Below are 25,618 nucleotides of genomic sequence, written 5' to 3' on the forward strand. Positions count from 1 at the left end.
CGCGATGAGAGATGGGTATGCCGGGCGCTCACCGCCGCGGCGTACCCTCCGAGTAGGTCATGAGTGTCAGCGACAAGCCCCGGCTCGCTGGCCGGCAACCCTCCTCCGCGGTGGGGTGCCCCGGGTGAAGACCTGGCGGACGGCACCGGTTGCCGGCCGCAAGCGCGGGAGACCACCACGTGTCCCGCACCGTCTCCGGCGGTGTCGCCGGTGCACCCTCCGTGGAGGTGGCACCAGCAGCTCGATCAGCCACTCTCGATCGGGACCCACCGGCATACGGGCCCCGACGCCGCACCGCGGCACACGAGAGTGAAGGAACCTGAGATGAGCTCCACCAACTGGTCGTTCGAGACCCGCCAGGTCCACGTCGGACAGGAGCCGGACGCCGCCACGGGCGCCCGCGCCCTGCCGATCTACCAGACCACGTCGTACGTCTTCAAGGACACCGAGCACGCGGCGAACCTGTTCGCGCTCAAGGAGTTCGGCAACATCTACACCCGCATCATGAACCCGACGCAGGATGCGGTCGAACAGCGCGTCGCCTCGCTCGAGGGTGGCGTCGGCGCGCTCCTCGTCGCCTCGGGCCAAGCCGCCGAGACCCTCGCGATCCTCAACATCGCGGAGGCGGGCGACCACATCGTGGCCAGCCCCAGCCTCTACGGCGGGACGTTCAACCTGCTGAAGCACACGCTGCCCAAGTTCGGGATCACGGTGACCTTCGTCGAGGACCCCAACGACATCGCGTCGTGGAAGGCGGCGGTCCAGCCCAACACCAAGCTGTTCTTCGGCGAGACCATCTCGAACCCCAAGTCGGAGGTGCTCGACATCGAGGCCGTGGCGGCCGCGGCCCACGAGGCCGGCGTCCCGCTCGTCGTCGACAACACGATCGCCACCCCGTTCCTCATCCGGCCCCTGGAGTGGGGAGCCGACATCGTCCTGCACTCCGCCACCAAGTACCTCGGCGGCCACGGCACCTCGATCGCCGGCGTGATCGTCGACGGCGGCACCTTCGACTTCGGTGCAGACCCGGAGAAGTTCCCCAACTACAACACGCCCGAGGAGAGCTACCACGGGCTCGTCTTCGCCCGTGACCTCGGCGTCGGCAGCCCCTTGGGCGCGAACCTGGCCTTCATCCTCAAGGCCCGGGTGCAGCTGCTGCGCGACCTCGGCCCGGCCATCTCGCCGTTCAACGCGTTCCTCATCGCGCAGGGCATCGAGACCTTGAGCCTGCGCCTCGAGCGGCACCTCGAGAACACCCACAAGGTGGCGGCGTACCTCCAGGGGCACGAGCAGGTGGAGCAGGTCGTGTGGGCCTCGCTGCCCGACCACGAGTCCTACGCCAAGGCGAAGAAGTACACCCCACGAGGGGCCGGTGCCGTGCTCGCCTTCGAGATCGCCGGTGGGGTCGAGGCGGGTCGACGGTTCGTCGAGTCGCTGGTGCTGCACAGCCACGTCGCCAACATCGGTGACGTCCGGTCGCTCGCGATCCACCCGGCGTCGACGACCCACTCGCAGGGTCCGGACGGCGACCGCCTCAAGGCCGGCGTCACCCCGGGGCTGGTCCGGCTGGCCGTGGGGATCGAGCACATCGACGACATCATCGCCGACCTCGAGCAGGGCTTCATCGCCGCGAAGGGAGCCTGACCCGCGTCCGCCTCAGCTGCCGGTGGTCGCAGGTTTGCGGCCACCGGCGAGGTCGGCGTAGGCCGACCGGTCCCAGGTGTGCCGGAAGTTCGGGTCGGGGTGCCGCCACCCGGTGCCGTACAACCGCTCGAGGTAGACGAGCGGGTTGCGGGGCAACGGGCAGGTGACTCCCATCAGGGGAGCGCTCGAGGCCGGGAACATCATGTCCCGGGTGAGGGCGCCCCGGGCACCCGGATACCAGGACACGACGTCGCCCTCGAAGAGCCCGACGAAGACGTCGACGTGCTTCGCGCCAGGCTTGCGCACGTGGCGGTGCGCCGAGAAGTTGCCCGTCACCGTGAACCCGAGGGGCCGCAGGTGCTGCTCGACCAGGGCGAGACCCTCGGCCAGCGTGCTCGCCTCGTGAGGGTCGAAGGCGATGATGATGTCGAGGTCGTCGTCGTGGGGGATGAGTGCACCGTCACGGACCACGGACAGCGCCGCCCCGAACCCGAAGCAGACGTGCGGGGTGAGGGAGGCCAGCGCGTCGGTGATCTCGACCGCGGACCCGACGTAGCGGACCTTCTCCTGCTCGGTCCAGAAGCGGAAGCAGCGCTGCGGGCCGTGGACCGTCCACTCCATCGCCCGGTCGGCGAGGAGGGCGTGCGTGACCACGGTGCGGAAGGCCGAGCGCTGCTGGTCGGGCACGTCGGTCAGGGCGTCGAGGGCCTTGCGGGCCTCCTCGTAGAAGCCGCCGAAGGTGTCGCCGAGGATGGGCAGCAAGGCGCTGAGCTCGGCCGACGCGCCGTTGCTGGCGGGCGCGGCGAGGGTCTGGCGCAGCTGGTCCACCCGGGCGAGGTGGTCGTAGACGACGACCCACCCGGCCGGGCCCTCGACGAGCACCCGGACCCCCCTGAGCCGCCGCGCGGTGGCTCCTGGGACGTTGCGCAGGCGCACCCGACGCAGGTCCACCGGCTTCTTGAACGCCAGCTCCACCCAGCCGGGGCTGTCGGCCCCGGTGTGCAGGGCCGTGCCGGACGGGTGCTCGACGTCGAGCAGTCGCACCGAGTTGAAGGCGTCGCCGAAGTTCTTGTGCCAGCTGCTCGTGGTCACCTTGGCGTCCCGTCGTCCGACGGAGCCCTTCGTGGTGTCCACGCCCAGCGACTGCAGGTGCAGGAACTGCTCGGAGGCTCCCTCGACCCGCAGCCGACGGATCCCGTCATGGGCGAGCTGCAGGTCGAGCAGCCCGTCGGGTGCGATGACATCGAGGTCCGGGAAGAGGGCGCGGCCGGCCCGGATGATGTCCTCGAGGTCAGCCAGGGGCTGGGCGCCGGCGGTCATCGGGTCACACTCGGGTGAAGAGCTCGCGGGCGCAGTACGCGTCGTCCTGGCGGTACTTGGCGAAGCCGAAGCCCTCGGTGGCGTAGGTGACCTCGAACCCCTTGCTCAGGGCGCGGGCCTGGAAGGTCGCAGGGGCCACGAACCGGCGGTAGTGCGCACCGGTCACCTTGGCGCCGGTCTGGTCGCGCACGGTGCGGTACTCGACGGCGAGCAGGTCGCCGGGCGAGGTGAGACCGGCGGCCAGGGTGAGGAAGTCCTGCTCCTCGCGATCAGTGATCGCGTGGACGAAGAACCGGGCGTAGATCGTCAGTGGCCCGGACGCGGCGCCGAGCCGCTCGGGCAGCGCGGGGTCGTCGATCGACGAGACGAGGAAGTTCGCCTTGACCCCATTGGCCTCGGCGGTGGCGCTGGCAGCGGCGACCGCGGACTGCGAGCCGTCGACGCCGGTGACGTCGTGACCGTAGGAGGCGAAGAAGAGGGAGTCCCGGCCGTTGCCGCAGCCGAGCTCGATGACGCGGGTAGGGCCCTGGAGCTCACCCGCGACGAAGGCCGCGAACTGGGAGGGGAGCGGACGCTGAGTGGCTGCCCTGGCGGCGTAGTAGTCGTTCCAGTAGCCGCTGCGGTCGCTGGTCGCGGCCTCGGGCGACAGGTCGGGGGATGTCACAGGAGGAAACCTCGTCTTTGGGGTGCGGAGAGATGTTCACCGGGTGTTCATCGTCAGGTCACCTTAGAGGAGGAAGGGTCGTTCCTGCCTCGTCCGCGGGGAGAGCACGCCGAACGTATGCTGCGGCCATGTCCTCCGCCGACTCTCCGCAGCCCCGTGCTGCCCGGAACCGGGGTCGGCGCAAGCGGCCGGAGGGGCAGCGACCCACTGGGCAGCGACCAGCGCGGCAGCGAGCGGCGCCTCGGAGGCAGGACATCCCGGTCCCCGAGTTGAAGTACCCGCTGGACCTCCCGGTCGTGGCGCGCAAGGACGACATCGCGGCAGCGATCCGGAACCACCAGGTCGTCATCGTCGCGGGGGAGACGGGGTCCGGGAAGACGACCCAGCTGCCCAAGATCTGCCTCGAGGTCGGGCGTGGGCGGGCCGGCCTGATCGGGCACACCCAGCCGCGCCGCATCGCTGCACGCTCCGTGGCTGAACGGATCGCCGAGGAGCTGGAGGTCGAGCTCGGGGGGGCGATCGGGTACCAGGTGCGCTTCACCGACCAGAGCAGCGACAACACGCTCGTCAAGGTGATGACCGACGGCATCCTGCTCAACGAGCTCCAGCGCGACCGGCTGCTGCGCAAGTACGACACGATCATCATCGACGAGGCCCACGAGCGGTCGCTCAACATCGACTTCATCCTCGGCTACCTCAAGCAGCTGCTTCCGCAGCGCCCCGACCTCAAGGTCGTCATCACCTCGGCGACCATCGACCCGCAACGCTTCGCGGAGCACTTTTCGACGATCGCAGACGAGCCGGCGCCGATCATCGAGGTCTCGGGCCGCACCTACCCCGTCGAGGTCCGCTACCGCCCGCTCGTCGACCCGGAGCGACCCGACGCCGAAGAGCGTGACCAGGTCACCGCCGTCTGCGAGGCGGTGGAGGAGCTGTGGACCGAGCGCGCCGCCGACGGCACCGGTCACGACATCCTCGTGTTCCTGTCGGGGGAGCGCGAGATCCGAGACACGGCCGACGCACTGGAGTCGATGAAGCTGCCCCAGACCGAGGTGCTCCCGCTCTACGCGCGGCTCTCCGCCGCGGAGCAGCACAAGGTCTTCGGGCGGGCCAGCGGGCGCCGGATCGTGTTGGCCACCAACGTCGCCGAGACGTCGTTGACCGTCCCCGGCATCCGGTATGTCGTGGACGCCGGCACCGCGCGCATCTCCCGCTACTCCCAGCGCACCAAGGTGCAGCGCCTCCCGATCGAGGCCATCTCGCAAGCCAGCGCCAAACAGCGTGCCGGTCGCTGTGGCCGGCTCGCGGACGGCATCTGCATCCGGCTCTACTCCGAGGACGACTACCTCGCCCGGCCGGAGTTCACCGAGCCCGAGATCCAGCGCACGAGCCTCGCGTCGGTCATCCTGCAGATGACCGCCCTGGGTCTCGGCGACGTCGGCCGGTTCCCGTTCGTCGACGCGCCCGACGCGCGGCAGGTCGCCGACGGGGTGCGCCTGCTCGAGGAGCTGGGCGCGTTCGCCATGGCGGACCCTTCGGCACCGGACGCGGCGGAGTCGGAGCGGCCGGCGGGGACGGAAGCAGTGCCCGAGGGCGGCCGACCACGGGCCCGGGGTGGGCGCCGCGAGGGACGCCGGCTCACGGCATACGGACGGGCCCTGGCCCGGCTGCCCGTGGACCCGCGCCTGGGGCGCATGCTGATCGAGGCGGGGAAGCTCGGCTGCGCCCGCGAGGTCCTCATCATCGTCGCCGCGCTGTCGATGCAGGATCCCCGGGAGCGCCCCGCCGACAAGCAGACGCAGGCCGACCAGTCGCACGCGCGGTTCCGTGACGAGCACTCCGACTTCGTCTCGCTGCTGAACCTCTGGGCCTACCTCAAGGAGCAGCAGAAGGCGTTGTCGCACAGCGCCTTCCGCAGGATGTGCCGCACGGAGTTCCTGCACTACCTCCGGGTCCGGGAGTGGCAGGACCTGCACAGCCAGCTCCGCAAGGCCTGCCAGGACCTCGACATCGACCCGAGGTCGGCGACGTCCGCCCCGGGGGAGCCGCCGAACGCGGACCTCGTCCACCAGGCCCTGCTGGCTGGGCTGTTGTCCCACATCGGTCTGCGCGACGAGGCAAAGCGTGACTACCTCGGTGCCCGGGGCGCGCGGTTCGGCATCTCGCCCGGTTCGACGCTGTTCCGCCGCCAGCCGACCTGGGTGATGTCCGCCGAGCTGGTCGAGACCACCCGGTTGTGGGCCCGCAGCAACGCGCGGATCGACCCGGTCTGGGCCGAGCGGCTCGCCACCCATCTCGTGAAGCGCACCTACTCCGAGCCGCGCTGGTCCCGCAAGCAGGGCGCTGTCGTGGCCACCGAGCGGGTCACCCTCTACGGCGTGCCCCTCGTGGCCGCGCGCACCGTGCAGTACGCGCGGATCAGCCCCGAGGAGTCGCGCGACCTGTTCATCCGGCACGCCCTCGTCGAGGGTGACTGGGACACCCACCACGAGTTCTTCAAGGCGAACCAGACGCTGTTGCAACGACTCTCAGAGCTCGAGGAGCGCGCCCGCCGACGCGACATCCTGGTCGACGAGGAGGACCTCATCGCGTTCTACGACGCGCGGGTCCCGGCGGAGGTGGTCTCCCAGCGCCACTTCGACCGGTGGTGGAAGGACGCGCGCAGGCAGACGCCACAGCTGCTGACGTTCACCGAGGAGCTGCTGACCCGCGACACCGCCGAGGGCGTCTCGGCCCGTGACTACCCGAAGAGCTGGACCCAGGGCGGGATCGAGCTGCCGGTGACCTACCAGTTCGAACCGGGCGCGGCGGCCGACGGCGTGACGGTCCACATCCCCGTGCAGGTCCTCAACCAGGTCACCGACGACGGGTTCGACTGGCAGGTGCCCGGCCTGCGCGAAGAGCTGGCGACCGCCCTGCTGCGGTCGCTGCCGAAGGCGACTCGCGTCCACTTCGTGCCGGCCCCCGACCATGCCGCCGCTGCCCTGGCGCAGGCGCAGCCCGGCGGTGGACGCAGGCTGGCGGACGAGCTCGCTCGGGTGCTGCACGCCCGCACCGGGATCGCCGTGCCCGCGGAGCAGTTCGCCGACGAGCGCGTCCCCGACCACCTGCGCATCACGTTCGCCGTCGAGGACGGCAACGGGCGGGTGCTGGGCAGCGGCAAGGAGCTGGCCCGGCTGCAGGACGAGCTCGCCGGACAGGTCCAACGGCGGATGTCACGCGCCGGCGCTGCAGTCGAGCGAAAGGGCCTGCGGCAGTGGGACTTCGGTGATCTGCCGCGCACCTTCGAGTCGAGTTCTGGTGGCCGCACGGTTCAGGGCTACCCAGCCCTCGTCGACCGCGGCGACGCCGTCGACCTGGTCGTGATGACCGGTGAGCGGGAGGCCGACGCCGCGACCGTCCTGGGCGTGCGCAGGCTCCTGCTGCTCAACACCACAGCACCGTGGAAGCGGGTGCTGTCCTCGCTGGGCAACGCGCAGAAGCTGGCCCTCGGCAACAACCCCCACGGTTCGGTGCCTGCCCTGCTGGAGGACGCCCTCGCCTGCGCGGTCGATGCGATCGTCCTCGAACGCCCGGTCGGTGGAGCCGCCAGCGGTGGGGGTGTCCGTGACGCCGCCGCCTTCGGCGAGGTGCTCGCCGCAGTCCGGACCCACGTCGCGACCCGGGTGCTGACCGTGGTCGCCGAGGTCGAGCCGGTGCTGTCGGCCGCCAACGAGGTCCGGGTACGGCTCGACAGCCTTGCGGCGCCGGCCACCTCCGCGCTCGTCGCGGACGTGCGCGCCCAGCTCGACAGCCTCGTCTACGCCGGCTTCGTGGCCGACACGGGGCTGGCGCACCTGCCGGCCCTGCGCCGCTACCTCAAGGCGATGCTCCAGCGGCTCGAGAAGGCGCCCTCGTCGCCGACCGCCCTGGCCCGCGACGCGGCGAACCAGGAGGTGGTCGACCGGGTCGAGATCGCGTATGCCGACCTGCTCGACTCCCTGCCCGTCGTCGAGCGGCGCTCGGCGCCGGTCCGCGACGTGGGGTGGATGGTCGAGGAGCTGAGGGTGAGCTTGTTCGCGAACGGGCTCGGCACGGCATACCCGGTGTCGGAGAAGCGGATCCGCGCAGCCATCGGCGCCCTGGGCTGAGCCGGGCGCCCCTGCACCCGCGACGGACGAGGGCCCCGACCACGGCTGTGGTCGGGGCCCTCGTCGGTGCGGTGACGGTCAGGCGAGGTGCACGTTCTCGTGGCCCTCGGACGACAGCGACTCGTGCTTGACGTTGAGGAAACCGAACGTGACCAGTGAGCCGACGATGATCATGATCCCGGCCACCCAGTAGGCGTGGCTGGAACCGAACGTCTGCGCCTGGAGCGCGATCTGGTGCTGGGCGGCCTGGATCTGCTCCGGGGAGAGTGCGCCGGAGGCTGCCTTGGCCTGCAGGGCGGCGCCGAGCTCGGCACCACGGTCCTTGGCACCGTTGGCGAACACCGTGCTGAGGGTCGCCAGCCCGAGGGCACCACCGACCTGCTGCATGGTGTTGAGCACCGCAGAGGCGACACCGGAGTCCTCCGAGGCCACCCCGGCGGTCGCCGTGAGCGTCATCGGCACGAAGGTCAGGCCCATGCCGACGGCGAGGATGGTGATCCAGGGGAGCAGGCCGCTGGCGTACGAGCTGTCCACGTCGAGCTGGGCGAAGCCGAACATGCCCGTCGCGGCGAGCAGGGTGCCGACGCCGGCGATCCACCGGGGGTCGACGCGGGTCATCAGGGTGGAGGCGATCTGCGCCGCCACGACGATGCCGAAGGAGAACGGCAGGAACGCGAAGCCGGACTTCAGCGGCGAGTAGCCCAGCACCTGCTGGATGTAGAGGCCGAGGAAGTAGAACATCGCGAACATCGCGGCGCCGACGATGAGCATCACGGCGAAGGACGTGCCGCGGGTGCGGTCGGCCAGGATGCGGATCGGCATGAGGGCGTGGGTGGAACGCATCTCGACGACGACGAAGGCGACCAGCATCGCGACACCGGCGATGAGCGTGGTGAGGGTCGTGCCGGAGGTCCAGGAGTCGCTGGCGGCGTTCGTGAGGCCGTAGACGAGGGAGACCAGGCCACCGGTGCCCAGGATCGCTCCGGGGACGTCGATCCGACCATTGCCGCGGGCGGACTCCGGGAGGAAGCGCGGGGCGAGGAAGGCGACGAGGAGGCCGATCGGCACGTTGATGAACATCGTCCATCGCCAGTCGATCTCGGTGAGCGCGCCACCGAGGATGAGGCCCACCGCCGCACCGGCACCGGACATCGCGGCATACACGCCCATGGCGCGGTTGCGCGCCGGGCCGGCCGGGAACGTGGTGGTGATCAGGGCGAGGGCGGTGGGTGAGGCGAGTGCGGCACCGATGCCCTGGAGGGCGCGGGCACCGAGCAGCATGCCCTCGGTCTGGGCGAGGCCGCCGAGGAGGGAGGCGCCCGCGAAGACGAGCACGCCGGTCATGAAGACCTTGCGGCGACCGAACAGGTCACCGAGGCGGCCACCGAGCAGCAGGAGCCCGCCGAAGGCGAGGGTGTAGGCCGTGACGACCCACGAGAGGTTCTCCTGGGTGAAGCCGAGGTCGGTCATGATGTGCGGCATCGCGATGTTCACGATCGTGCCGTCGAGCACGACCATGAGCTGGGCGGCCGTGATGACGGTCAGGGCGATGCCCAGGTGCCGGCCCTTGCCGCTGGTCGCGGCTTCGGATTCCGGCGTCGAGACAGGCTCGACGACAGCAGTGGAGGACATGGTTGTTCCTTGGTGTGTGGGTGGTGCGGCTGATGTGGTGGTGGTGCGTGGTCAGTCGCGCTGCAACGTCGCGGCGCAGGCAGGGAGGACGACGCTGTCCACCAAGGCGATGAGGCGTTCCTGCGACGGGTGCGCACCCGTCAGCATCGCCTCGTGGATGGTGATCGCCGGCAGCAGACGTGCCAGCGTCTCCAGATCGGCGTCCTTGCCGATCTCCCCGCGCTGCTGAGCAGCGCGGAAGGTCATGAGCGTGACCGCCATCTTGGGACCCATCAGGCGGGTCATGATGGCGTCACGGAGCTCCGGGTCGCGGTGCAGCGAGCCGAGCAGGGCGGCGAAGACCTGCAGGGGGAGGTCCTCACCGATACCCCCCTTGGCGCAGGCCTGGGCGATCAGGTCTCCGCGCAGGGTGCCGGTGTCGGGGAAGCGGTCGGCCTCCACCCCGATCATCAGCTGCAGCGCGTCGACGACGAGGTCGACCTTGCCCGGCCAACGGCGGTAGAGCGTCGCCTTGGACGCCTTGGCAGCACTGGCCACCGCGTCGAAGTTGAGCCGGTCGTAGCCGACGTCGGCGAGCGTGATGAGCGCGGCCTCGAGGATCTCCCGCTCGCGGTCACCCTCGACGCGGGGACGGGTGCGCGCCGGCTCGGGCGCCTCCTGCGTCTCCGGGGCGGTGGCGGTGCTGGTGGGGGTCACGGCTGCTTCCTCGGTCCTGCTCATCGGGATGGAACGAAACTGTTTCGTTTCATCGAACCGTACGCCCGGTCGAGCGATTCCGCAAAATCTCCGAATGTGACGGGCGTCACACCGAAGTTGGTGGGCGACCTCCCGACGGTGGTGGAGGTGGACGGCGGAATCCCCTGCCATGCTGAAGCGTTGGCACTGTCGACCGGGTCGCACCCAGCGACCCGGGTCGAACGCAGATCGTCGAACCGACCGCTGGAGTAGCCGTGCTGAACCCGTCCGAGCTCTACCACTTCGAGACCGACACCGACCCGCAGGAGCTGCGGGCGTCGGTCCTGCTCGTCGCGCTGGGCGGGTTCATGGACGCCGGCCACACGCAGCGACTGCTCACCGACCACCTGCTGGCCACCGGCGAGTCCACCGTCGTCGCGTCCTTCGACACTGACCAGATGGTCGACTACCGCAGCCGCCGTCCGGGGATGGTCTTCGACTCCAACCGCTGGCTCAGCTACGACGACCCGTGCCTGGCCCTGCACCGGCTGGTCGACCGCGACGGCACCCCCTACCTGCTGCTCACCGGGCCCGAGCCGGACTTCCAGTGGGAGCGCATGACCGAGGCGGTCCGCCAGCTGGTCGTGCTGCTCGGGGTCAACCTCGTCGTCAGCGCGCACGGCATCCCCATGGCCGTCCCGCACACCCGGCCGATCGGGCTGACCTCCCACGCCACCGACCCGCGACTGATTCCGTTGCAGGACAACCCGTTCGGGCGCGTCGAGGTGCCGGCCAGCCTGTCCTCGCTGCTCGAGCTGCGGCTGGGGGAGTCGGGTCATGACGCCCTCGGGTTCGCGGTGCACGTGCCGCACTACCTCGCCCAGGCCGAGTTCGCCGACGGCGCGGTCACGGCCCTCAACGCCATCACCGCGGCCACCGGCCTGAACCTCCCGATCGACGACCTCATCGCGCAGGCCGGGCTCAACCGGGCCGAGATCGCCCGCGAGATCGAGGGGTCCGACGAGGTGTCCCAGGTGATTGCGGCGCTCGAGCGCCAGTACGACACCTTCAGCGAAGGACGTCAGAAGCCGAGCCTGCTGGCCACCGACGTCAGCGAGCTGCCGTCAGCCGACGAGATCGGGGCCGAGTTCGAACAGTTCCTGCGCGACGTCGCCGACGACGAGGCCTCCGGCGAGGGCAACCCCAGCTGAGCTGGGCGCCGACCACCCGGGGTCGATCAGACCTTGGCGTGCTTGGCGCGGGCGAAGCTGTAGAGGCCGAAGGCGGCGAAGCCGACCGCCATCACGACCAGCAGCACGGGGCCGAACGACTCGTCCCGCAGCGACTTCAGTGCACCGTCCAGCCCGCTGGCCTCCTTGGCCTGCTTGTGCACCCCGGCAGCGACGAAGAGGAAGCCGACGATGACGAGGGCGACGCCCTTGGCGATGTAGCCGATCCGCCCAGCGCGGGTGGCCCACGTGCCGGGGTGCTCCTTGAGGTCCTCGAGGAACTTCTTCTTGGCGCCCTTGTAGACGTGGTAGAGCCCGATCCCGATCACGACGAGGCCGACCACCACGACGAGGGCGCGACCACCGGGCTTGTCGAGCAGCTTCGAGGTGAAGTCGATGCTCTGGCTCCGGCCGTTGCTGGACTTGCCGCGAGCGAAGTTGAAGGCCGAGAAGGCGAGCGCGAGGTAGACGAGGGCCTTGCCGACGGCCTTCGCCCGACCGCCCCACGCGTCCTTGTCGTCACCCGGGTGCCCAACGATGGCATCCGCGACCTGCCAGATCGCCAGGCCGAGGAAACCGATGACGCCCACCCACAGGGCGGCCTTGCCCGCGCCGTTGCCGGCCAGGGACGCCAGGGCGCCGCTCTGGTCGGCGTTCTTGCCGCTTCCGCCGAAGGCGACCTGCAGCGTGATCCACCCGATGAGCAGGTGCAGCAGCCCGCTGACGGCGTAACCCACGCGGGCGACGGCCTCGAGGGCTGGGTGGTCGGCAGCCCTGGAGGCGGCCTGCTTGACGTCCTGGTGATCCATGCCCCCACCTAACCATGCGTTGCCGCAGGTCAGGGGTTTGTCGGCGCAAGATCCCGGTTACTCCTTCGCCTCCGACCAGCGGTGGATCACCGAGGCGTCGGCCACGAACCGCACCTGGGTCGACCCCGTCCAGCGGCGGGAGCTGTCGGTGAGGGCCTGGTCGAGCCTGCGGCGGGTCTCCTCGGCGTTCGCCTGCGGCACGTGCACCAGCAGCTCGTCGTGGAGGCAGAGGACGATCTGGGCGCCGAGGTCCCGCGTGGTCGCCCGCACCGTCGCGGCCCACGCCTTGAAGAGCTCGGCCGCCGAGCCCTGGATGACGGCGTTGCGGGCGAACCGCCCCCGGGCTGCGTCGTACGCGGCCACGGACTCGGCCGGCACGTCCGCGAGGACGGCGTCGAGTCGGATCAGGCGGCCCCCGTAGGTGCGCAGCGGCTCGCGCCGCAGCCCCGCGGCATACGCGGCGTCGAGGTAGCCCATGGCGACGGGGTAGGTGCGTTCGAGGCCCTTGAGCGCCTCGCCGGCTGCTCCGCTGCGCTGGCCGTACATCGCGGCGAGCACCGCGATCTTGGCCACCGGGCGCTCCACCCCGAGGGCGGCGGCGACCGGTGCGTAGAGGTCGTCGGCACGGGTGGCAGCCGCGAACGCCTCGTCGCCCGAGACCGCGGCCAGCACCCGCGGCTCGATCTGGCCGAGGTCGGCGCGCACGAACACGTGGCCCGGGTGGGCTGCCACCGCGGGTCGTAGGGACGTGGGCAGGTTGTGCAGGCCGTTCTGGGCGGTCATCCGGCCCGCGGCACCGTCGCACGCGGTCCAGCCGCCCCGGAGGCGGTCATCGGGGCCGACGTGGGCATCGAGCCACGGGTAGCCGTAGGTGGTGGCGATGCGCTCGGCCTTGCGCCACTCCAACAGCGCCTCCACGAGCGGGTGGGTGTCGCGGAACGGCTCGAGCACCAACTTGCGGGTGTTGGGCACGACGACCCCGACCGAGGCGAGGAGCTCCTTGACCTGCAAGGGATTTCGCAGGTCGGTGGTCTCGCGTCCGGGGGTGTGGGCGAGGACGGCGCGGTCGCGCTCGGCCCGGATGCGACGTGCGTCTGCCTCGTCCTCGGGACGGGCTCCCGCGGCCTCCGCGATCATCCGCTCGGCCGTCGCGCGGTCGACCGGCAGGCCGTCGCGGGCGAGCTCGAGGCAGAGGTATGCCGCGGCCGACTCCGAGTGGGCCGCCGCCACGGCGCGGGGTCCGACCGCGCCGAGGGCCTCCTCCTGCGCGCGGGCACAGTCGAGGGCGGCCCGCCCCCAGGCCAGGAGGGTGTCGTCGTCGGGGTGCCAGCTCGCCGTGCCCGCGTCGGGGTCGAGGTACCCATCTGCCCGCAGCACGCGGCTCGCCGCCGTCGCGTCCGGCGCGTGGTGGGTCGGGTGGGCGGCGCTGAAGTCGAACAGGTCGCCGCGCGTCGCCTCGGGCAGGCCCGCCCGCTGCAGTCCGTGAGCTGCGGCCCAAGCCACTTGGGGAGTCGCCTCCCAGCCGCCCACGAGGAGGCGGTGGGCCTCGGCCACGTCCCAGCACCGCGCCAGGGGGAGGCCCGCCGACGCCAGGGGGAGCGCGTCGGCGTCGGCCGACCACCAGACCCAGCGGGTCGGGCGGTCGGTCTCGAGCTCCGCGGCCCGGTGCACGAGCGTGGCCAGCGGCCCGACGTGCTCGAGGGGGGTGTCGAGCCCGGCGCCGACGAGGGCGGCACGACCGTCCGGGGCGGTGACGAACGCGACGAGGGCAGCCATGGCGGGCTCATCCTCGCACCCCGCCCCGACGGGCCCGGAGACCGTGCCGACGACCACTCATCGGGTCACCCGAGGAATGCGGGACACCGGGGCCGAGGGGAGGCGCCGTGAGGGGGTACTAGGCGCGGGTCTTCAGGGCGACCTGGCGCTTGATCCGGCTCAGCATCCCGACCATGCCGCGCAGCCGCAGCGGCGAGACCGCCTCGCCCAGTGAGAACCGGTAGGGCGCGTCCTCGGGCACCGCGAGCACCTCGTCGACGGTGAGCCCGTCGAGGCCCTCGTGCAGGATTCCCGCGAAGCCTCTCGTGGTCGGCGCCTCCTGGGGTGCGGAGAAGTACAGGTGCACCGGGCGGTCTCCCGGGGAGTCCGCCGGTTCGTCCCCGACCTCCACCGCCAGGAAGATCGGCGACTGGCACTCGTGGACCTGTTCCATCTCACCCAGCCGACCGGCATACCTCTCCGGCAGCTGGGGCAGACCCTCACTGAACTCCAGCAGCAGCTCCAACCGTTGCGGCGCAAGGAGCTCGGCGAAGTCGTCGGCGATCTCCTGCATCGCCGCCGGCAGCTCCGCGCGGGTCGTGTCCTGGCTCACCGGCGTCTCACTTCTCCACGGGGACGCGGACCGCGTTGCCCCATTCGGTCCACGAGCCGTCGTAGTTGCGCACCGTGTCGAAGCCGAGCAGGTGGGTCAGCACGAACCACGTGTGCGAGGAGCGCTCACCGATGCGGCAGTAGGCGATCGTGGGGTCAGTCGGCGACAGGCCCTGCTCGGTGAGGTAGATGGCTTCCAGGTCCTCGCGGGACCTGAACGTGCCGTCCTCGTTGGCCGCACGCGCCCACGGCACCGACTTGGCACCGGGGATGTGGCCGCCACGCATGGCCCCCTCCTGCGGGTAGTCGGGCATGTGCAGCAGCTCACCGGAGTACTCGCCCGGGGAGCGGACGTCGACGAGCGGTCCGCCGAGGTGGGCCAGCACGTCGTCCTTGAACGCCCGGATCGGTGCGTCGTCGCGCTCCACGACCGGGTATGCCGCGTCGCCGGTCAGCGACGCCACCTGGGGCACGTCCTTGGTCAGCTCGCGGCCCTCCGCGACCCACTTGGTGCGGCCGCCGTCGAGCAGCCGGACGTCCTCGTGGCCGAAGAGGCTCATCACCCAGAGGGCGTAGGCCGCCCACCAGTTGTTCTTGTCGCCGTAGATGACGACGGTCGTGTCGCGGCCGACCCCGCGCGCCGACATGACGGACGCGAACTGCTCGCTGTCGACGTAGTCGCGCATGACGGGGTCGTTGAGGTCCTGGTGCCAGTCGAGCTTGAGCGCACCGGGGATGTGGCCGGTGTCGTAGAGCAGGACGTCCTCGTCGGACTCGAGGACGACGACCCCGTCGGGGCCGCCGACCTGCCCCGCGGCGACCTGCTCGGCCAGCCACTCGGTGCTGACGAGCCGGTCGGGGTGGGCGTAGGCGGAGAAGGTGGACCGGTCAGTGGACGAAGCAGCGGACTCAGGCATGTTCCAAGGCTAAACCTGCTGGTCATCGGGCCTCGTGGCAGGATGGCGAGCACAGCTGTCAGGGCAGGTCACCGGGCCGGTCCGACGCACGACAGCGCGCCGGACGACATCAGGGAGAGTTGCGTGGGGTTCCTCGGATTGGGCAAGGACGAGCCGCAGGTCGCACCGACCTCGGCGCTCGAGCAGGCCAAGGCCGGGCGGGAGGACTCCGGGATGTTCGCCGGCGCCGTCACCGGGCTGATCGAGAGCCTCCTCGACGTGGGCATCGACGGCAGGGGCCCGTTCGACTCCGCCCAGAAGGTCGCCGACGTCAAGCGCGCCGAGAAGCCCGATGCCGAGGAGGCCGTCGACGCCGTCGTACGGGGCCACCTCAAGCTCGCCGCGGCGGGTGGGTTCGTCACCGGTCTCGGCGGCTTCATCACCCTGCCCGTGGCGCTGCCGGCCAACGTCGTCGAGTTCTACGTCGTGGCGACCCGCATGGTTGCGGCCATCGCGTCGCTGCGCGGGTACGACATCAAGCAGCCGGAGATCCGCTCGGCCGTGCTGTTGACGCTGGTCGGGGCTGATGCCGACGACCTGCTCAAGAAGGCCGGGGTGGCCTCGACCGGACGCCTCGCCAACCTCGCGGCCCAGCGCCTGCCGGGTCCGGCGATGATGGTGGTCAACAAGGCGGTCGGGTTCCGGCTGCTGTCGACCGCCGGCAAGAAGACGCTGACGAAGTTCGGCAAGGGTGTCCCGGTCATCGGCGGCGTCCTCGGAGCCGGTCTCGACGGGTTCCTCCTCAAGAAGATCGCCGACCACGCCCGGCACGAGTTCCCCCGCCGGGCCACCGGGATCTGAGCGTGGTCACCGTGCTGCGAGGGAATCACCACGACCTCCGGGTCGTTTGCACCGTGTCCGGGCCAGTTGGCGTCCGGGAGCAAGGAGGACGTCCATGGCCATGAACCGATTCGGTGCCCTGCGCACCATCGCCACCGCGGTGCGGACCGCCACCCGTCCCGGGTCGCCCGGCATGGGGGAGCGGCTGATGAGCCTGCCCAGGCTGTTCGCGGCCACCTTCCGCGGCGAGTATGCCGGGACGACCCGGGGGCGGCTGCTCCTGGTCCTCGGGGCGGTCGCCTACGTCGTGTCCCCGATCGACCTCATCCCCGAGCTGGCCCTGTCGGTGTTCGGCCTGGCCGACGACGCCGTCGTCGTCTCGTGGATCGCGGCGACCGTGGTCAACGAGACCGAGTCCTTCCTGGCGTGGGAACGGCTGGACCCTGCCAGCAAGGGCGCAGCCGCGCACGAGACCGTCCAGGGCGACGTCCTGCGGTAGCGCGCGGCGGGGTCCTCAGGTCTTTCCCCGTCCTCGGGTCCTGAGGGCGACGAGGCCCCACCCCAGCAGAGCCTCGATGGGGCGGTCCGGCGCGGATACGGCGCCGCACCGCCCCATCACTGTGCACGGGGGTGGGCCCTGACCCGCTCCGTCCACAGGGTGCTGGCACGACGGTGCCGAGGGCTGCGCGGCCGGGAACGGTGGACCCATGAACTCCATCAGGTTGCGCAGCCAGGGCGACGTCGTCGCCGTCCTGCCCTACCAGCTCGGCTACCACCCCGAGGACTCGCTGGTCGTGGTCGCGCTGCGCGACCGGGCGGTCGTCCTGGTCGAGCGGGTCGACCTGCCCACCGCCACCGAGGCCCACGAGGCGTCCCGGGTGCTGATCCCGCCCCTGCTGCGCGAGGAGCCCGACGCGGTCCTGCTCGTCGCCTACGAGACGCGCAGGGGTGCAGGCCGGCCGGGGCTCGACACGGTCCGCGGTCACCTGGTCCGGGCCGGGGTGGAGGTGCTCGACCGGATGGTGGTGCGCGACGGCAGGTGGTTCGCGGTCGACTGCGTCGAAGGGTGCTGTCCCGCAGCCGGTTCGCCGATCCCCACGCCGGCCGACACGCCGGCGGTGGCGGAGTTCGTCGGGATCGGCGTCTCACCCCTGCCCGGTCGGGGAGCGCTCGCGGCACTCGTGGCTGCCGACCCGGCGCGCACCGCCCCCGTGGCGGCTGCCCTGGCCGAACGCGCCGCCCGGGCCGAACGCGCCGCCCGGGCCGAGAGCGCAGGCAGGGCCGAGCGCACCGCCGGGGAGGAGCGCACCGGCAGGGCCGAGCGCACCGCCAGGAAGGAGCGCACCGGCACGGGTGGTCTGGGGCGGGCGGCCCACCGGTTCGAGGCGTTGTCGGTCTGGGCCGTTGCGCTGGGGCTCACGGGCGCAGGGGATGACGAGCCGATCGTCGAGACGTTGCGTCCCGACCAGGTCGCGCTGCTCGTCGACAGCCTCCGGGACCTCGGGCTCCGCGACGGACTGGTGGCCTGGCTATGCCCGGGATCCCTGCCCCGGGACTGCCTGTCGCCCGACGTCGTGGACGCCGTCCACACCTGCCTGCCCCGCCCCGGTCACGACGAGACGCTGGCCGGGAGGCGACATCTGGTCCGGCTGCAGCACCTGGTCAGGGCCGTGCCCGACGAGCACGCCGCCGCCGCTCTGACGGTGCTGGCCAACCTCGCGTGGTGGCTCGGCGACGGCGCCTTCGCGAGGACCTGTCTGGAGCGTGCCCTGGGGGCCTCGCCCGGCTACCGGCTGGCCCTGCTGCTCGAGCGGATGCTCGATCTCGGGGTTCGTCCGGGCCGCGGGGCGGGACCTCGGGAGGACGCGTGGGCGGGGTGAGCGACCGAGCCGTGGTGGACGACGGCGACCACGTCCACGCAGCGGACGCAGCGGACAGGGGAAGGACCGACTCGTATGATGAGCGGCAGGTTATGAGTCCCAGCGCCAAGCCCCGGCTTGCTGGGCGGCAACCCTCCTCGCGGTGGGGTGCCCCGGGTGAAGACCCGGCCGACCCTCACCTGGGCGGCAAGCGCGAGCGCCACAGGAGCAGTTTCGATGACCACGACCTCCCCACCACGGGCCACTTCCGGGGCTTGGCGGGACGGCGACCCGGTCGGTCGCCGCCAGTTCGTCGACCTCGGCGCCGTCGAGCTCGAGCGCGGAGGGGTGCTGCCCGCGGTCCGGGTGGCCTACGAGACCTGGGGCGAGCTGAACGCCGCCGGCGACAACGCGGTGCTCGTGGAACACGCACTGACCGGAGACAGCCATGTCGACGGGCCGACCGGGCCCGGTCACCCGACGCCCGGGTGGTGGGACGGCCTCGTCGGGCCGGGCAAGCCGCTCGACTCCGACCGCTACTTCGTCGTGGCCGCCAACGTGCTGGGTGGTTGCCAGGGCAGCACCGGGCCCTCGAGCCCCGCGCCCGACGGCAGGCCGTGGGCTAGCCGGTTCCCGTTCATCACGGTGCGCGACCAGGTGCAGACCGAGGCCCTGCTCGCCGACGCCCTCGGAGTCGACCGCTGGCACACCGTGCTCGGTGGCTCGATGGGTGGCATGCGGGCGATCGAGTGGGCGGTCACGCACCCCGACCGGATCGGCACGGCGATCGTGCTGGCCAGCACGGCATACGCCACCGCGGAGCAGATCGGCTGGTGCCAGGCGCAGCTGCTGGCCATCCGCTCCGACGCGCACTTCCACGGCGGTGACTACTACGAGCGCGGCACCGGACCCGAGACCGGGCTGGGGATCGCGCGGCGGATCGCGCACGTCACCTACCGCAGCGAGCTCGAGCTGCACGAGCGCTTCGGTCGCGAGCCGCAGCAGTCCGAGGACCCGTTGGGTGGCCGCGGTCGGTATGCCGTCGAGTCCTACCTCGACCACCATGCCGGGAAGCTGGCCGGGCGCTTCGACGCGAACTCCTACGTGGTCCTCACCGAGGCGATGAACTCGCACGACGTGGGTCGCGGGCGTGGGGGAGTGGCGGCAGCGCTCGAGCGGGTCACCGCCGACCTCGTGGTGGTGGCCGTCGACTCGGACCGGCTCTACCCCCCGAGGCTGTCGCACGAGCTCGCCGACGCGGTCCCCGGGACGGCGCTCCACACGGTCCACTCCGACTACGGCCACGACGGGTTCCTCATCGAGATCGAGCAGGTCGGCGCGATCGTGGCGAAGGTGCTGGCTGCGCCTGCCTGACCGGGGGATTTCCGGTACGGTCGGCGCAGCGGCTGCGGCCGCACGGGCACCATGGTCGGAGCAACGAGGCTCCGGTCAATACCGCCCCGGCCAACCCTGGGCCGATGAACAGACCGTAGGAGGTCCCCCGTGGCCATCGTTGTGGGATATGTCCCGACGAAGGAAGGGCGTGCGGCCCTGCGTCGCGCTGCTGACGAGTCCCTGCTTCGCAAGTCGAAGCTCATCGTCATCAACTCCCAGCGTGGTGGGCGCGACTTCGACGGTGAGGAGGCCAACCGCTTCGAGACCGAGCTCAGGCGCATCCAGGGCGAGCTCGACGAGGAGGGTCTGGAGCACGAGGTGCGTCAGCTGGTGCGGGGCAACGAGCCGGCCGAGGACCTCATCGCGGTGGCCGAGGAGGAGAACGCCGACTTCATCGTCATCGGGCTGCGTCGTCGCACCCCGGTCGGCAAGCTGATCCTGGGCTCGAACGCCCAGCGCATCCTGCTCGACGCCTCCTGCCCGGTGCTGGCCGTCAAGGCTGACGCCTGACCGAGCAGCCCGATCGACCTGCTGCGGCCGTCGGCGACCGGTGTCGCCGCGACGTTCGGCGCCATCCGTGACGCCGATGCGGGTTCTGGGGGCATCTCGTTTTACAATGTCATCAACGAGGTCTCGACGGGTCAGCCCGAGCGGTCTCCGCAATACTTCCACTCCCGCCGTTGTTGTCACAGACATCCCCTCAAAGCATGGCTGTGATGACGTGCGCCGTGCCGCGAGTCCGCGACGAAAGGTAGTCCGTGTCGCCTGTGTCCAAGAAGGCTGCGAGCCCCGCACCGTCTCTCCCCCAGGAGTTCTCCCACCCCGCGCTGCAGAAGCTGCTCAAGCAGGGCCGTACCAACGGCTCCGTCGACAGCGCGCAGCTGCGTGACGCCCTCGAGGGGGCCGAGATCGCACCGAAGAGGATGAAGGCTGTGCTGCGTTCGCTGGACGAGCAGGGGATCCACGTGACCCTCGACTCGGCGACCGCCTCGCGTGCGGTGGCTGCCACCAGCACCCGCAAGAAGACGGCCACCGCGCCGGCCAAGAAGGCTGCGCCGAAGACCGCCGCGACCAAGACCGCGACCAAGGTCGAGGCCAAGGCCGACGAGTTGGCCCCGGCCAAGGCGACCGCGGCCAAGACGACCACGAAGGCGGCGAAGGCGGCCCCGGCCAAGGCGACCACGACGAAGAAGGCAGCCGCCGCCGCCGCAGGCGAGTCCGCACCGGCCGCCAGGAAGACGGCCACCAAGACCGCGGCGAAGACCGCCACCAAGGCGGCCGCCAAGGGCGCCGCAGACGACGCCACCCCCGCGGCTGGTGACGACGAGGTCGTGGAGGCCGAGCCCACCGAGGTGGTCGAGTCCGAGCTCGAGGACGTCGTCGTCGAGGACGAGACGGACGACGACAAGAAGGACGAGGAGTCCGAGGGCGCCGGCTTCGTCCTGCGCGACGACGACGAGGACGACGCTCCCGTGCAGCAGGTCGTCACCGCCGGCGCCACCGCCGACCCGGTCAAGGACTACCTCAAGCAGATCGGCAAGGTCGCCCTCCTCAACGCCGAGCAGGAGGTCGAGCTCGCCAAGCGCATCGAGGCCGGCCTGTTCGCCGAGGAGCGGCTCAACTCGGGCGACAAGATCGAGATGAAGCTCAAGCGCGAGCTCTGGTGGATCGCCCAGGACGGCAAGAAGGCCAAGAACCACCTGCTCGAGGCCAACCTGCGTCTCGTGGTCTCGCTGGCCAAGCGCTACACCGGCCGCGGCATGCTCTTCCTCGACCTGATCCAGGAGGGCAACCTCGGTCTGATCCGTGCGGTCGAGAAGTTCGACTACACCAAGGGCTACAAGTTCTCGACCTACGCGACGTGGTGGATCCGCCAGGCGATTACCCGCGCGATGGCCGACCAGGCCCGCACCATCCGCATCCCCGTGCACATGGTCGAGGTCATCAACAAGCTGGCCCGCGTGCAGCGCCAGATGCTCCAGGACCTCGGGCGCGAGCCCACCCCGGAGGAGCTCGCCAAGGAGCTCGACATGACCCCGGAGAAGGTCGTGGAGGTCCAGAAGTACGGTCGCGAGCCGATCTCCCTGCACACGCCCCTGGGTGAGGACGGCGACAGCGAGTTCGGTGACCTCATCGAGGACTCCGAGGCCGTCGTGCCCGCCGACGCGGTCAGCTTCACGCTGCTGCAGGAGCAGCTGCACTCGGTGCTCGACACGCTCTCCGAGCGTGAGGCCGGCGTGGTCTCGATGCGCTTCGGCCTGACCGACGGCCAGCCGAAGACGCTCGACGAGATCGGCAAGGTCTACGGCGTGACCCGTGAGCGGATCCGCCAGATCGAGTCCAAGACGATGAGCAAGCTGCGCCACCCGAGCCGCAGCCAGGTCCTGCGCGACTACCTGGACTGACGAGGCTGGACCGAGAGCAGAGCAGTACGCACGAAGGGCCCCCGAGAGTCTCGGGGGCCCTTCGCCGTGTGCCGGGGTCCGGTATGCCGCGTCGCGGCTACGCGCGGTAGTCGCGGCGCGCGTCGCGCCAGTCCTGGAACCGGTCGAGCGGGCGCCGCACCACGCGAGCCACGGCCGCGCGGCGGTCGCGCCACTCGAGCAGACCCTCGGTCGGCCACCAGGCGGCGCGCAGCCGGTCCTTGCGCCGCCGCACGCCGGAGACGGCCTTGACGACGGTCTGCGTGTCCGTGCGGATGTCGGTGACGGTCGACCCGGGAGGTGCGTAGCGCGAGGTCTCCACCCCGGACACGACGCGGCGCAGCGCCTCGGTCTGGTCACCCTCGAGGTATGCCTCCCGCTGGTAGAACCGGCCGGCCTGACGTGGGGTGCTGCCTCGTGGCGGGATGACGCCGAGGTCGCCGATCCGCTCGGTCATCGCCTGCCACTCGATCTCGACCCGGGTCGACTCGTCCGGCGCGTGCCGCAGCCTGCGCCGGAACCGGCTCCGGGCGGCGAGCGGTACAGCCAGCGACCCGAAGAGGCCCATGACGATCCCCAGCAGGATCCACAGCACGAGGCTGCGGGTCTGGGGGCCGAACCAGCTGCCGAGGCCCGAGTCGCTGCCGGTGGTCTTGGTCGGGTCGGTGGCTCCGGGGTCGTTGGCGCCGTCGGGGCGGGTCGGTTGCGCGGTCGCCCCGCCGGTGGCGGTGCTGGTCGACGTCGGGTCGGTGCCGGGGGTGGTCGGCGCCAGCGAGTAGGGCGGGGCGACCGTGCTCTGGGTGCCAGACGGCGTGGGTTCGAACCGCAGCCAGCCGATGCCCTCGAAGTACAGCTCGGGCCAGGCGTGGGCGTCGGACCCGCGCACCGTGTAGGTCCCGCGGTCGGCGGTGCCGGGCAGGAAGCCGATCGCCATGCGAGCAGGGATCCCGGCCTCGCGCGCCATCATCACCATGGCCGTGGCGAACTGGACGCAGTAGCCGACCTTGCTGCGCAGGAAGAGGGAGATCGCGTCGGGGCGCTCGTCCTGCCCCAGGTCGTTCTTCACCGTCTCGGGGAGGTCGAGGGAGTACCGGAACCCGCCGTCGGTGCGCAGGTACTTCTGGATGGCCCGCGCAGCCTCGATGCGGCTCGCGTCCTGCGGCACGACCTCACCGACCGTCTTGCTGACGATCTCCTGCGAGTCGGGGTCGACCCGCAGGTCCTCGCGCAGGAACCCACCCGTCGGTCCCTGCCGCGACTGGGCCAGTGATGCCTGGGTCGGGTTGAGGGCGAGGTAGGTGAAGCTGTAGGAGCTGGCCGAGCGGTTGACGACGGCGACCGAGGTGGTGCGGTCCAGGCCCCAGCTGATCCGGCCGAGGTCGGCGGTCACGAGGGGGGTGGGGGCGGCGATCTGCGGAGCCTCGATGCGCGAGTCCTCGACCGAGATCCGGTAGGTCTCGCGGGGCACGTCGTCACCGAGCTCTGCTGGCAGGGGCACCGAGCTCTGCCGGCTGTAGTCGACCTCGTCGCGCCCGGTCCGCCAGGTGTCGCCCTGGTAGTCCTCGAGCACCCCGACCCGCAGGGGAGTCAGGATGGCGGCGTTGGTGGTGTAGCTGAGGACGGGCGCCTTCGACAAGGTCTTGAGGCTCTTGGTCAGGTCGAGGGTGGACTTCAGCCCCACCTGACCGTCGCTGAAGCCGGTGGCCTCGTTGGAGCGGCCGAGGCCGTCGATGAGGTAACGGGTCGGGAAGTGCGGGATGACCACCGGCACGACGACCGCGGCCACGAGCCCGGCGACGGCCAGGCTCCGGCCCACCGCGGCATAGCCGTACGCCCCGTCGTGGTCCTCGGTGTTCCGGCGCCCCGTCGTGCTCATCGGCACGGTGGTGCTCCACCTCCGGAGCGAGGCGATGCCTTGCCGCCCCAGCATGAGCAGCCACAGGCCCCCCGCGGCCACGAAGAACATGGGGTGCAGGGAGTTGCCCGAGTTCGAGGCCGAGATGAGGAAGGCGGTCAACAGGGGCAGCCCGGCCAACGCGGGGGACCGCCGCATGACCGCGAGGTGGTCGACGACGACGGCGACCACACCGATGGCCAGGCCGATGGCCAGGGTGATCCCGCGGCCGGTCGGGGCAGGGGCGGCGTAGTTCTGGATGGTCTCGCGGGCCTCGACGAGGAGGTTGTTGAAGGCGAGGACGGTGTCGGTGTAGGGGAGGCCGTGCCAGAGGTGTCCGCGCCCGTAGACCCAGCCGGCGGCCAGGATGACGCCGACGAGCTGGGCGGTGGCGATCGCGACCCAGGAGCTCGTGAGCATCCGGCCCACCACCCCGACCACGACGACGGCCAGCACCATGGCCAGGGTCGGCCGGATCCACGTGTTCGGCGTGAAGAGGGTGGTCAACGGCCACGCGACGACGGCGGAGCACGCGCCCGCGATCAGCGAGTCGGCTAGGCGTCCGCGGGTCATGCCACACCCACCCGGCTCGTCGACCCGGAGAGCACTCCCCAGACCGAGGGCAGGTCGTCACCCGCGCCGACGACGGCCACCGTCCACCCCGCACCGCGGAGCACGGGCACGCAGGTGAGCTCGTCGCTGCTGCCGGCCCGGTGTCGCCGGGTGGCGGTGAAGCCGTCGGGGTCCAGCACGATGGCCAGCGCGGTCCCACCGGGCTGGCGCAGCGAGGCCACCCGACGGGCGAGCTCCTCGTCGAGGTCGGTGACGACGGCCAGGACCAGGCCGCCGAAGGCGGTCACCGGGTGGGCGGACTGGAGGACGTCGCCGAACTGGTCGTCCGATCCGGTCTCGGCCATCGCCAGGACGTCGAGCATCGGGTCGACCTCCATGGCACTGGCCGCCCGGCTGTCCTCGGCGGTCTCGTCACTGATGAGGTGCACGGCATACCCCTGGTCGAGCAGGTGCGCGGCGACCGAGGCGCACGCGGTCACGCCCCACTCGAACGAGCCGGACGTGCCGGAGCCGTGGTGCCCACGCGCTCGCGAGTCGAGGACGATCGCGGCGCGGCGACGCGCAGGTCGGTCTTCCTGGCGGACCATCAGCTCGCCGGTCTTGGCCGTCGCCGGCCAGTGGATGCGACGCAGGTCGTCGCCGTCGCGGTAGGAGCGGATCGACACGTCGTCCTCGCCGTGCAGGGCCACCATGTGCGGGATGGCGCCCTCGGCGCCGACCCCGCTGCCCGGGGGCTGTCCGCCGCCGAGCGGCACGATCTTCGGCAGCACGAGGATGTCGCTCGACCCCGAGATCGCGGCCACGCGCGTGCTCAGGCCGAACGGGTCACGCAACCGGACCCCGAGCGGGCCCAGCCGATGCCGCCCGCGCACGTGGGAGCGCACCGAGTAGTGCACCTCCTGCCGGTCACCGCGGCGCAGGCGCGGCACCACGAAGCGGGGCCGGTCGCCGAGGGCGTAGTCGAGCTGTTCCTCCGCCATCAGCAGGGGGCTGGCCCCACCGCCGGCGTTCTCGATGGCGAGCGTGACCAGGGACTGCTCGTCGACCTGGATGCGTCCCGGCACGGCGGTGCGCTCGAGCGCGAACCGCAGGTCGTGCCGGCGCATCAGCAGTCCGCTGAGGAGGGGGAGGGCGACGAGCAGCACACCGATCCGGGTGAGGTCGGTGAAGCCGAGCCCGATCCCGCACAGCACCAACGTGATTCCCGCCGCGACGAACGCACGACCGCGGGTCGTGAGCAGGTCTCGGATTCGACGCACGGCCGCCCC

General features: G+C 71.3%; 19 protein-coding genes and 2 riboswitches. Of the genes, 9 read left to right on the forward strand and 10 right to left on the reverse strand.

What is annotated here, in order from left to right; genetic code table 11:
* The first annotated feature begins 55 nt into the window (after nt 1–55).
* A riboswitch (SAM riboswitch) is annotated at nt 56–171 on the forward strand.
* 153 nt (nt 172–324) lie between these two features.
* Nucleotides 325–1,644, forward strand: a complete 1,320-nt coding sequence (locus tag AC1DWJ_RS18370) for a bifunctional o-acetylhomoserine/o-acetylserine sulfhydrylase (protein WP_457253073.1) — start codon at nt 325–327, stop codon at nt 1,642–1,644.
* A 12-nt stretch (nt 1,645–1,656) separates the two neighbouring features.
* Here the strand turns inward: AC1DWJ_RS18370 and AC1DWJ_RS18375 are convergent, their stop codons facing one another.
* Complete coding sequence (locus tag AC1DWJ_RS18375) at nt 1,657–2,964, reverse strand: hypothetical protein (RefSeq protein ID WP_457253072.1); 1,308 nt, start codon at nt 2,962–2,964, stop codon at nt 1,657–1,659.
* 4 nt (nt 2,965–2,968) lie between these two features.
* Nucleotides 2,969–3,628, reverse strand: coding sequence for a class I SAM-dependent methyltransferase (locus AC1DWJ_RS18380; protein WP_457253070.1), 660 nt, complete (start codon nt 3,626–3,628; stop codon nt 2,969–2,971).
* Between the two features lie 128 nt (nt 3,629–3,756).
* On the opposite strand from AC1DWJ_RS18380, the gene hrpA reads away from it, so the two are divergent.
* Complete coding sequence (gene hrpA, locus AC1DWJ_RS18385; protein ID WP_477621609.1) at nt 3,757–7,758, forward strand: ATP-dependent RNA helicase HrpA; 4,002 nt, start codon at nt 3,757–3,759, stop codon at nt 7,756–7,758.
* A 78-nt stretch (nt 7,759–7,836) separates the two neighbouring features.
* On the opposite strand, the gene AC1DWJ_RS18390 is transcribed toward hrpA, so the two are convergent.
* Nucleotides 7,837–9,390 (reverse strand): DHA2 family efflux MFS transporter permease subunit, encoded by a 1,554-nt coding sequence (locus AC1DWJ_RS18390; protein ID WP_477621610.1) that lies wholly within the window; start codon nt 9,388–9,390, stop codon nt 7,837–7,839.
* Between the two features lie 51 nt (nt 9,391–9,441).
* Nucleotides 9,442–10,086, reverse strand: a complete 645-nt coding sequence (locus tag AC1DWJ_RS18395; protein ID WP_477621611.1) for a TetR-like C-terminal domain-containing protein — start codon at nt 10,084–10,086, stop codon at nt 9,442–9,444.
* 254 nt (nt 10,087–10,340) lie between these two features.
* Between AC1DWJ_RS18395 and AC1DWJ_RS18400 the strand changes: the two genes are divergently transcribed.
* Nucleotides 10,341–11,276 (forward strand): PAC2 family protein, encoded by a 936-nt coding sequence (locus AC1DWJ_RS18400; protein WP_457253065.1) that lies wholly within the window; start codon nt 10,341–10,343, stop codon nt 11,274–11,276.
* Between the two features lie 26 nt (nt 11,277–11,302).
* Here the strand turns inward: AC1DWJ_RS18400 and AC1DWJ_RS18405 are convergent, their stop codons facing one another.
* The 4 genes from AC1DWJ_RS18405 to AC1DWJ_RS18420 form a co-directional block, all read right to left on the reverse strand.
* Nucleotides 11,303–12,103, reverse strand: a complete 801-nt coding sequence (locus AC1DWJ_RS18405; RefSeq protein ID WP_457253064.1) for a DUF1206 domain-containing protein — start codon at nt 12,101–12,103, stop codon at nt 11,303–11,305.
* A gap of 57 nt (nt 12,104–12,160) precedes the next feature.
* Nucleotides 12,161–13,879 carry a DNA polymerase gene (locus AC1DWJ_RS18410; RefSeq protein WP_477621612.1) on the reverse strand — a complete coding sequence of 573 codons (1,719 nt, stop codon included), beginning with the start codon at nt 13,877–13,879 and terminating at the stop codon, nt 12,161–12,163.
* Nucleotides 13,880–13,997: 118 nt separating this feature from the next.
* Nucleotides 13,998–14,432, reverse strand: a complete 435-nt coding sequence (locus tag AC1DWJ_RS18415; RefSeq protein ID WP_477621640.1) for a SufE family protein — start codon at nt 14,430–14,432, stop codon at nt 13,998–14,000.
* A gap of 46 nt (nt 14,433–14,478) precedes the next feature.
* Entirely contained in the window at nt 14,479–15,387 is a 909-nt protein-coding gene (locus AC1DWJ_RS18420; protein WP_477621613.1) for a sulfurtransferase, read from the reverse strand.
* A gap of 123 nt (nt 15,388–15,510) precedes the next feature.
* Between AC1DWJ_RS18420 and AC1DWJ_RS18425 the strand changes: the two genes are divergently transcribed.
* The 6 genes from AC1DWJ_RS18425 (at nt 15,511) to AC1DWJ_RS18450 (ending at nt 21,865) form a co-directional block, all read left to right on the forward strand.
* The gene (locus AC1DWJ_RS18425; RefSeq protein ID WP_477621614.1) at nt 15,511–16,227 is read left to right on the forward strand and encodes an EcsC family protein; all 717 of its coding nucleotides are present in this window, start codon (nt 15,511–15,513) and stop codon (nt 16,225–16,227) included.
* Between the two features lie 94 nt (nt 16,228–16,321).
* Entirely contained in the window at nt 16,322–16,705 is a 384-nt protein-coding gene (locus AC1DWJ_RS18430; RefSeq protein ID WP_477621615.1) for a YkvA family protein, read from the forward strand.
* 208 nt (nt 16,706–16,913) lie between these two features.
* Nucleotides 16,914–18,086: a DUF4192 domain-containing protein gene (locus AC1DWJ_RS18435; RefSeq protein WP_477621616.1), complete on the forward strand. Its 1,173-nt coding sequence runs from the start codon at nt 16,914–16,916 to the stop codon at nt 18,084–18,086.
* A gap of 88 nt (nt 18,087–18,174) precedes the next feature.
* A riboswitch (SAM riboswitch) is annotated at nt 18,175–18,285 on the forward strand.
* A 17-nt stretch (nt 18,286–18,302) separates the two neighbouring features.
* Nucleotides 18,303–19,439, forward strand: a complete 1,137-nt coding sequence (metX, locus tag AC1DWJ_RS18440; RefSeq protein WP_457253053.1) for a homoserine O-acetyltransferase MetX — start codon at nt 18,303–18,305, stop codon at nt 19,437–19,439.
* Between the two features lie 129 nt (nt 19,440–19,568).
* Entirely contained in the window at nt 19,569–19,970 is a 402-nt protein-coding gene (locus AC1DWJ_RS18445) for a universal stress protein (RefSeq protein ID WP_457253051.1), read from the forward strand.
* A gap of 257 nt (nt 19,971–20,227) precedes the next feature.
* On the forward strand, nt 20,228–21,865 hold the full coding sequence (locus AC1DWJ_RS18450) for an RNA polymerase sigma factor (RefSeq protein WP_477621641.1): 1,638 nt from the start codon (nt 20,228–20,230) through the stop codon (nt 21,863–21,865).
* Between the two features lie 97 nt (nt 21,866–21,962).
* Here AC1DWJ_RS18450 and AC1DWJ_RS18455 read toward each other — a convergent pair whose 3' ends face one another.
* Together AC1DWJ_RS18455 and AC1DWJ_RS18460 are read right to left on the reverse strand one after the other, a co-directional pair.
* On the reverse strand, nt 21,963–24,350 hold the full coding sequence (locus tag AC1DWJ_RS18455; protein WP_457253049.1) for a transglutaminase TgpA family protein: 2,388 nt from the start codon (nt 24,348–24,350) through the stop codon (nt 21,963–21,965).
* Nucleotides 24,347–25,609, reverse strand: a complete 1,263-nt coding sequence (locus tag AC1DWJ_RS18460) for a DUF58 domain-containing protein (RefSeq protein WP_457253047.1) — start codon at nt 25,607–25,609, stop codon at nt 24,347–24,349. Before AC1DWJ_RS18460 ends, AC1DWJ_RS18455 begins: the two co-directional genes overlap by 4 nt.
* Between the last annotated feature and the right edge of the window lie 9 nt (nt 25,610–25,618).

The organism is Pedococcus sp. P2_D7, assembly GCF_056404295.1.

Coding starts and splice junctions, on each gene's coding strand:
- AC1DWJ_RS18370 (WP_457253073.1), top strand. CDS start 325: ATGAGCTCCACCAACTGGTCGTTCGAGACCCGCCAGGTCCACGTCGGA.
- AC1DWJ_RS18375 (WP_457253072.1), bottom strand. CDS start 2,964: ATGACCGCCGGCGCCCAGCCCCTGGCTGACCTCGAGGACATCATCCGG.
- hrpA (WP_477621609.1), top strand. CDS start 3,757: ATGTCCTCCGCCGACTCTCCGCAGCCCCGTGCTGCCCGGAACCGGGGT.
- AC1DWJ_RS18390 (WP_477621610.1), bottom strand. CDS start 9,390: ATGTCCTCCACTGCTGTCGTCGAGCCTGTCTCGACGCCGGAATCCGAA.
- AC1DWJ_RS18405 (WP_457253064.1), bottom strand. CDS start 12,103: ATGGATCACCAGGACGTCAAGCAGGCCGCCTCCAGGGCTGCCGACCAC.
- AC1DWJ_RS18410 (WP_477621612.1), bottom strand. CDS start 13,879: ATGGCTGCCCTCGTCGCGTTCGTCACCGCCCCGGACGGTCGTGCCGCC.
- AC1DWJ_RS18415 (WP_477621640.1), bottom strand. CDS start 14,432: ATGCAGGAGATCGCCGACGACTTCGCCGAGCTCCTTGCGCCGCAACGG.
- AC1DWJ_RS18420 (WP_477621613.1), bottom strand. CDS start 15,387: ATGCCTGAGTCCGCTGCTTCGTCCACTGACCGGTCCACCTTCTCCGCC.
- AC1DWJ_RS18430 (WP_477621615.1), top strand. CDS start 16,322: ATGGCCATGAACCGATTCGGTGCCCTGCGCACCATCGCCACCGCGGTG.
- AC1DWJ_RS18435 (WP_477621616.1), top strand. CDS start 16,914: ATGAACTCCATCAGGTTGCGCAGCCAGGGCGACGTCGTCGCCGTCCTG.
- metX (WP_457253053.1), top strand. CDS start 18,303: ATGACCACGACCTCCCCACCACGGGCCACTTCCGGGGCTTGGCGGGAC.
- AC1DWJ_RS18455 (WP_457253049.1), bottom strand. CDS start 24,350: ATGACCCGCGGACGCCTAGCCGACTCGCTGATCGCGGGCGCGTGCTCC.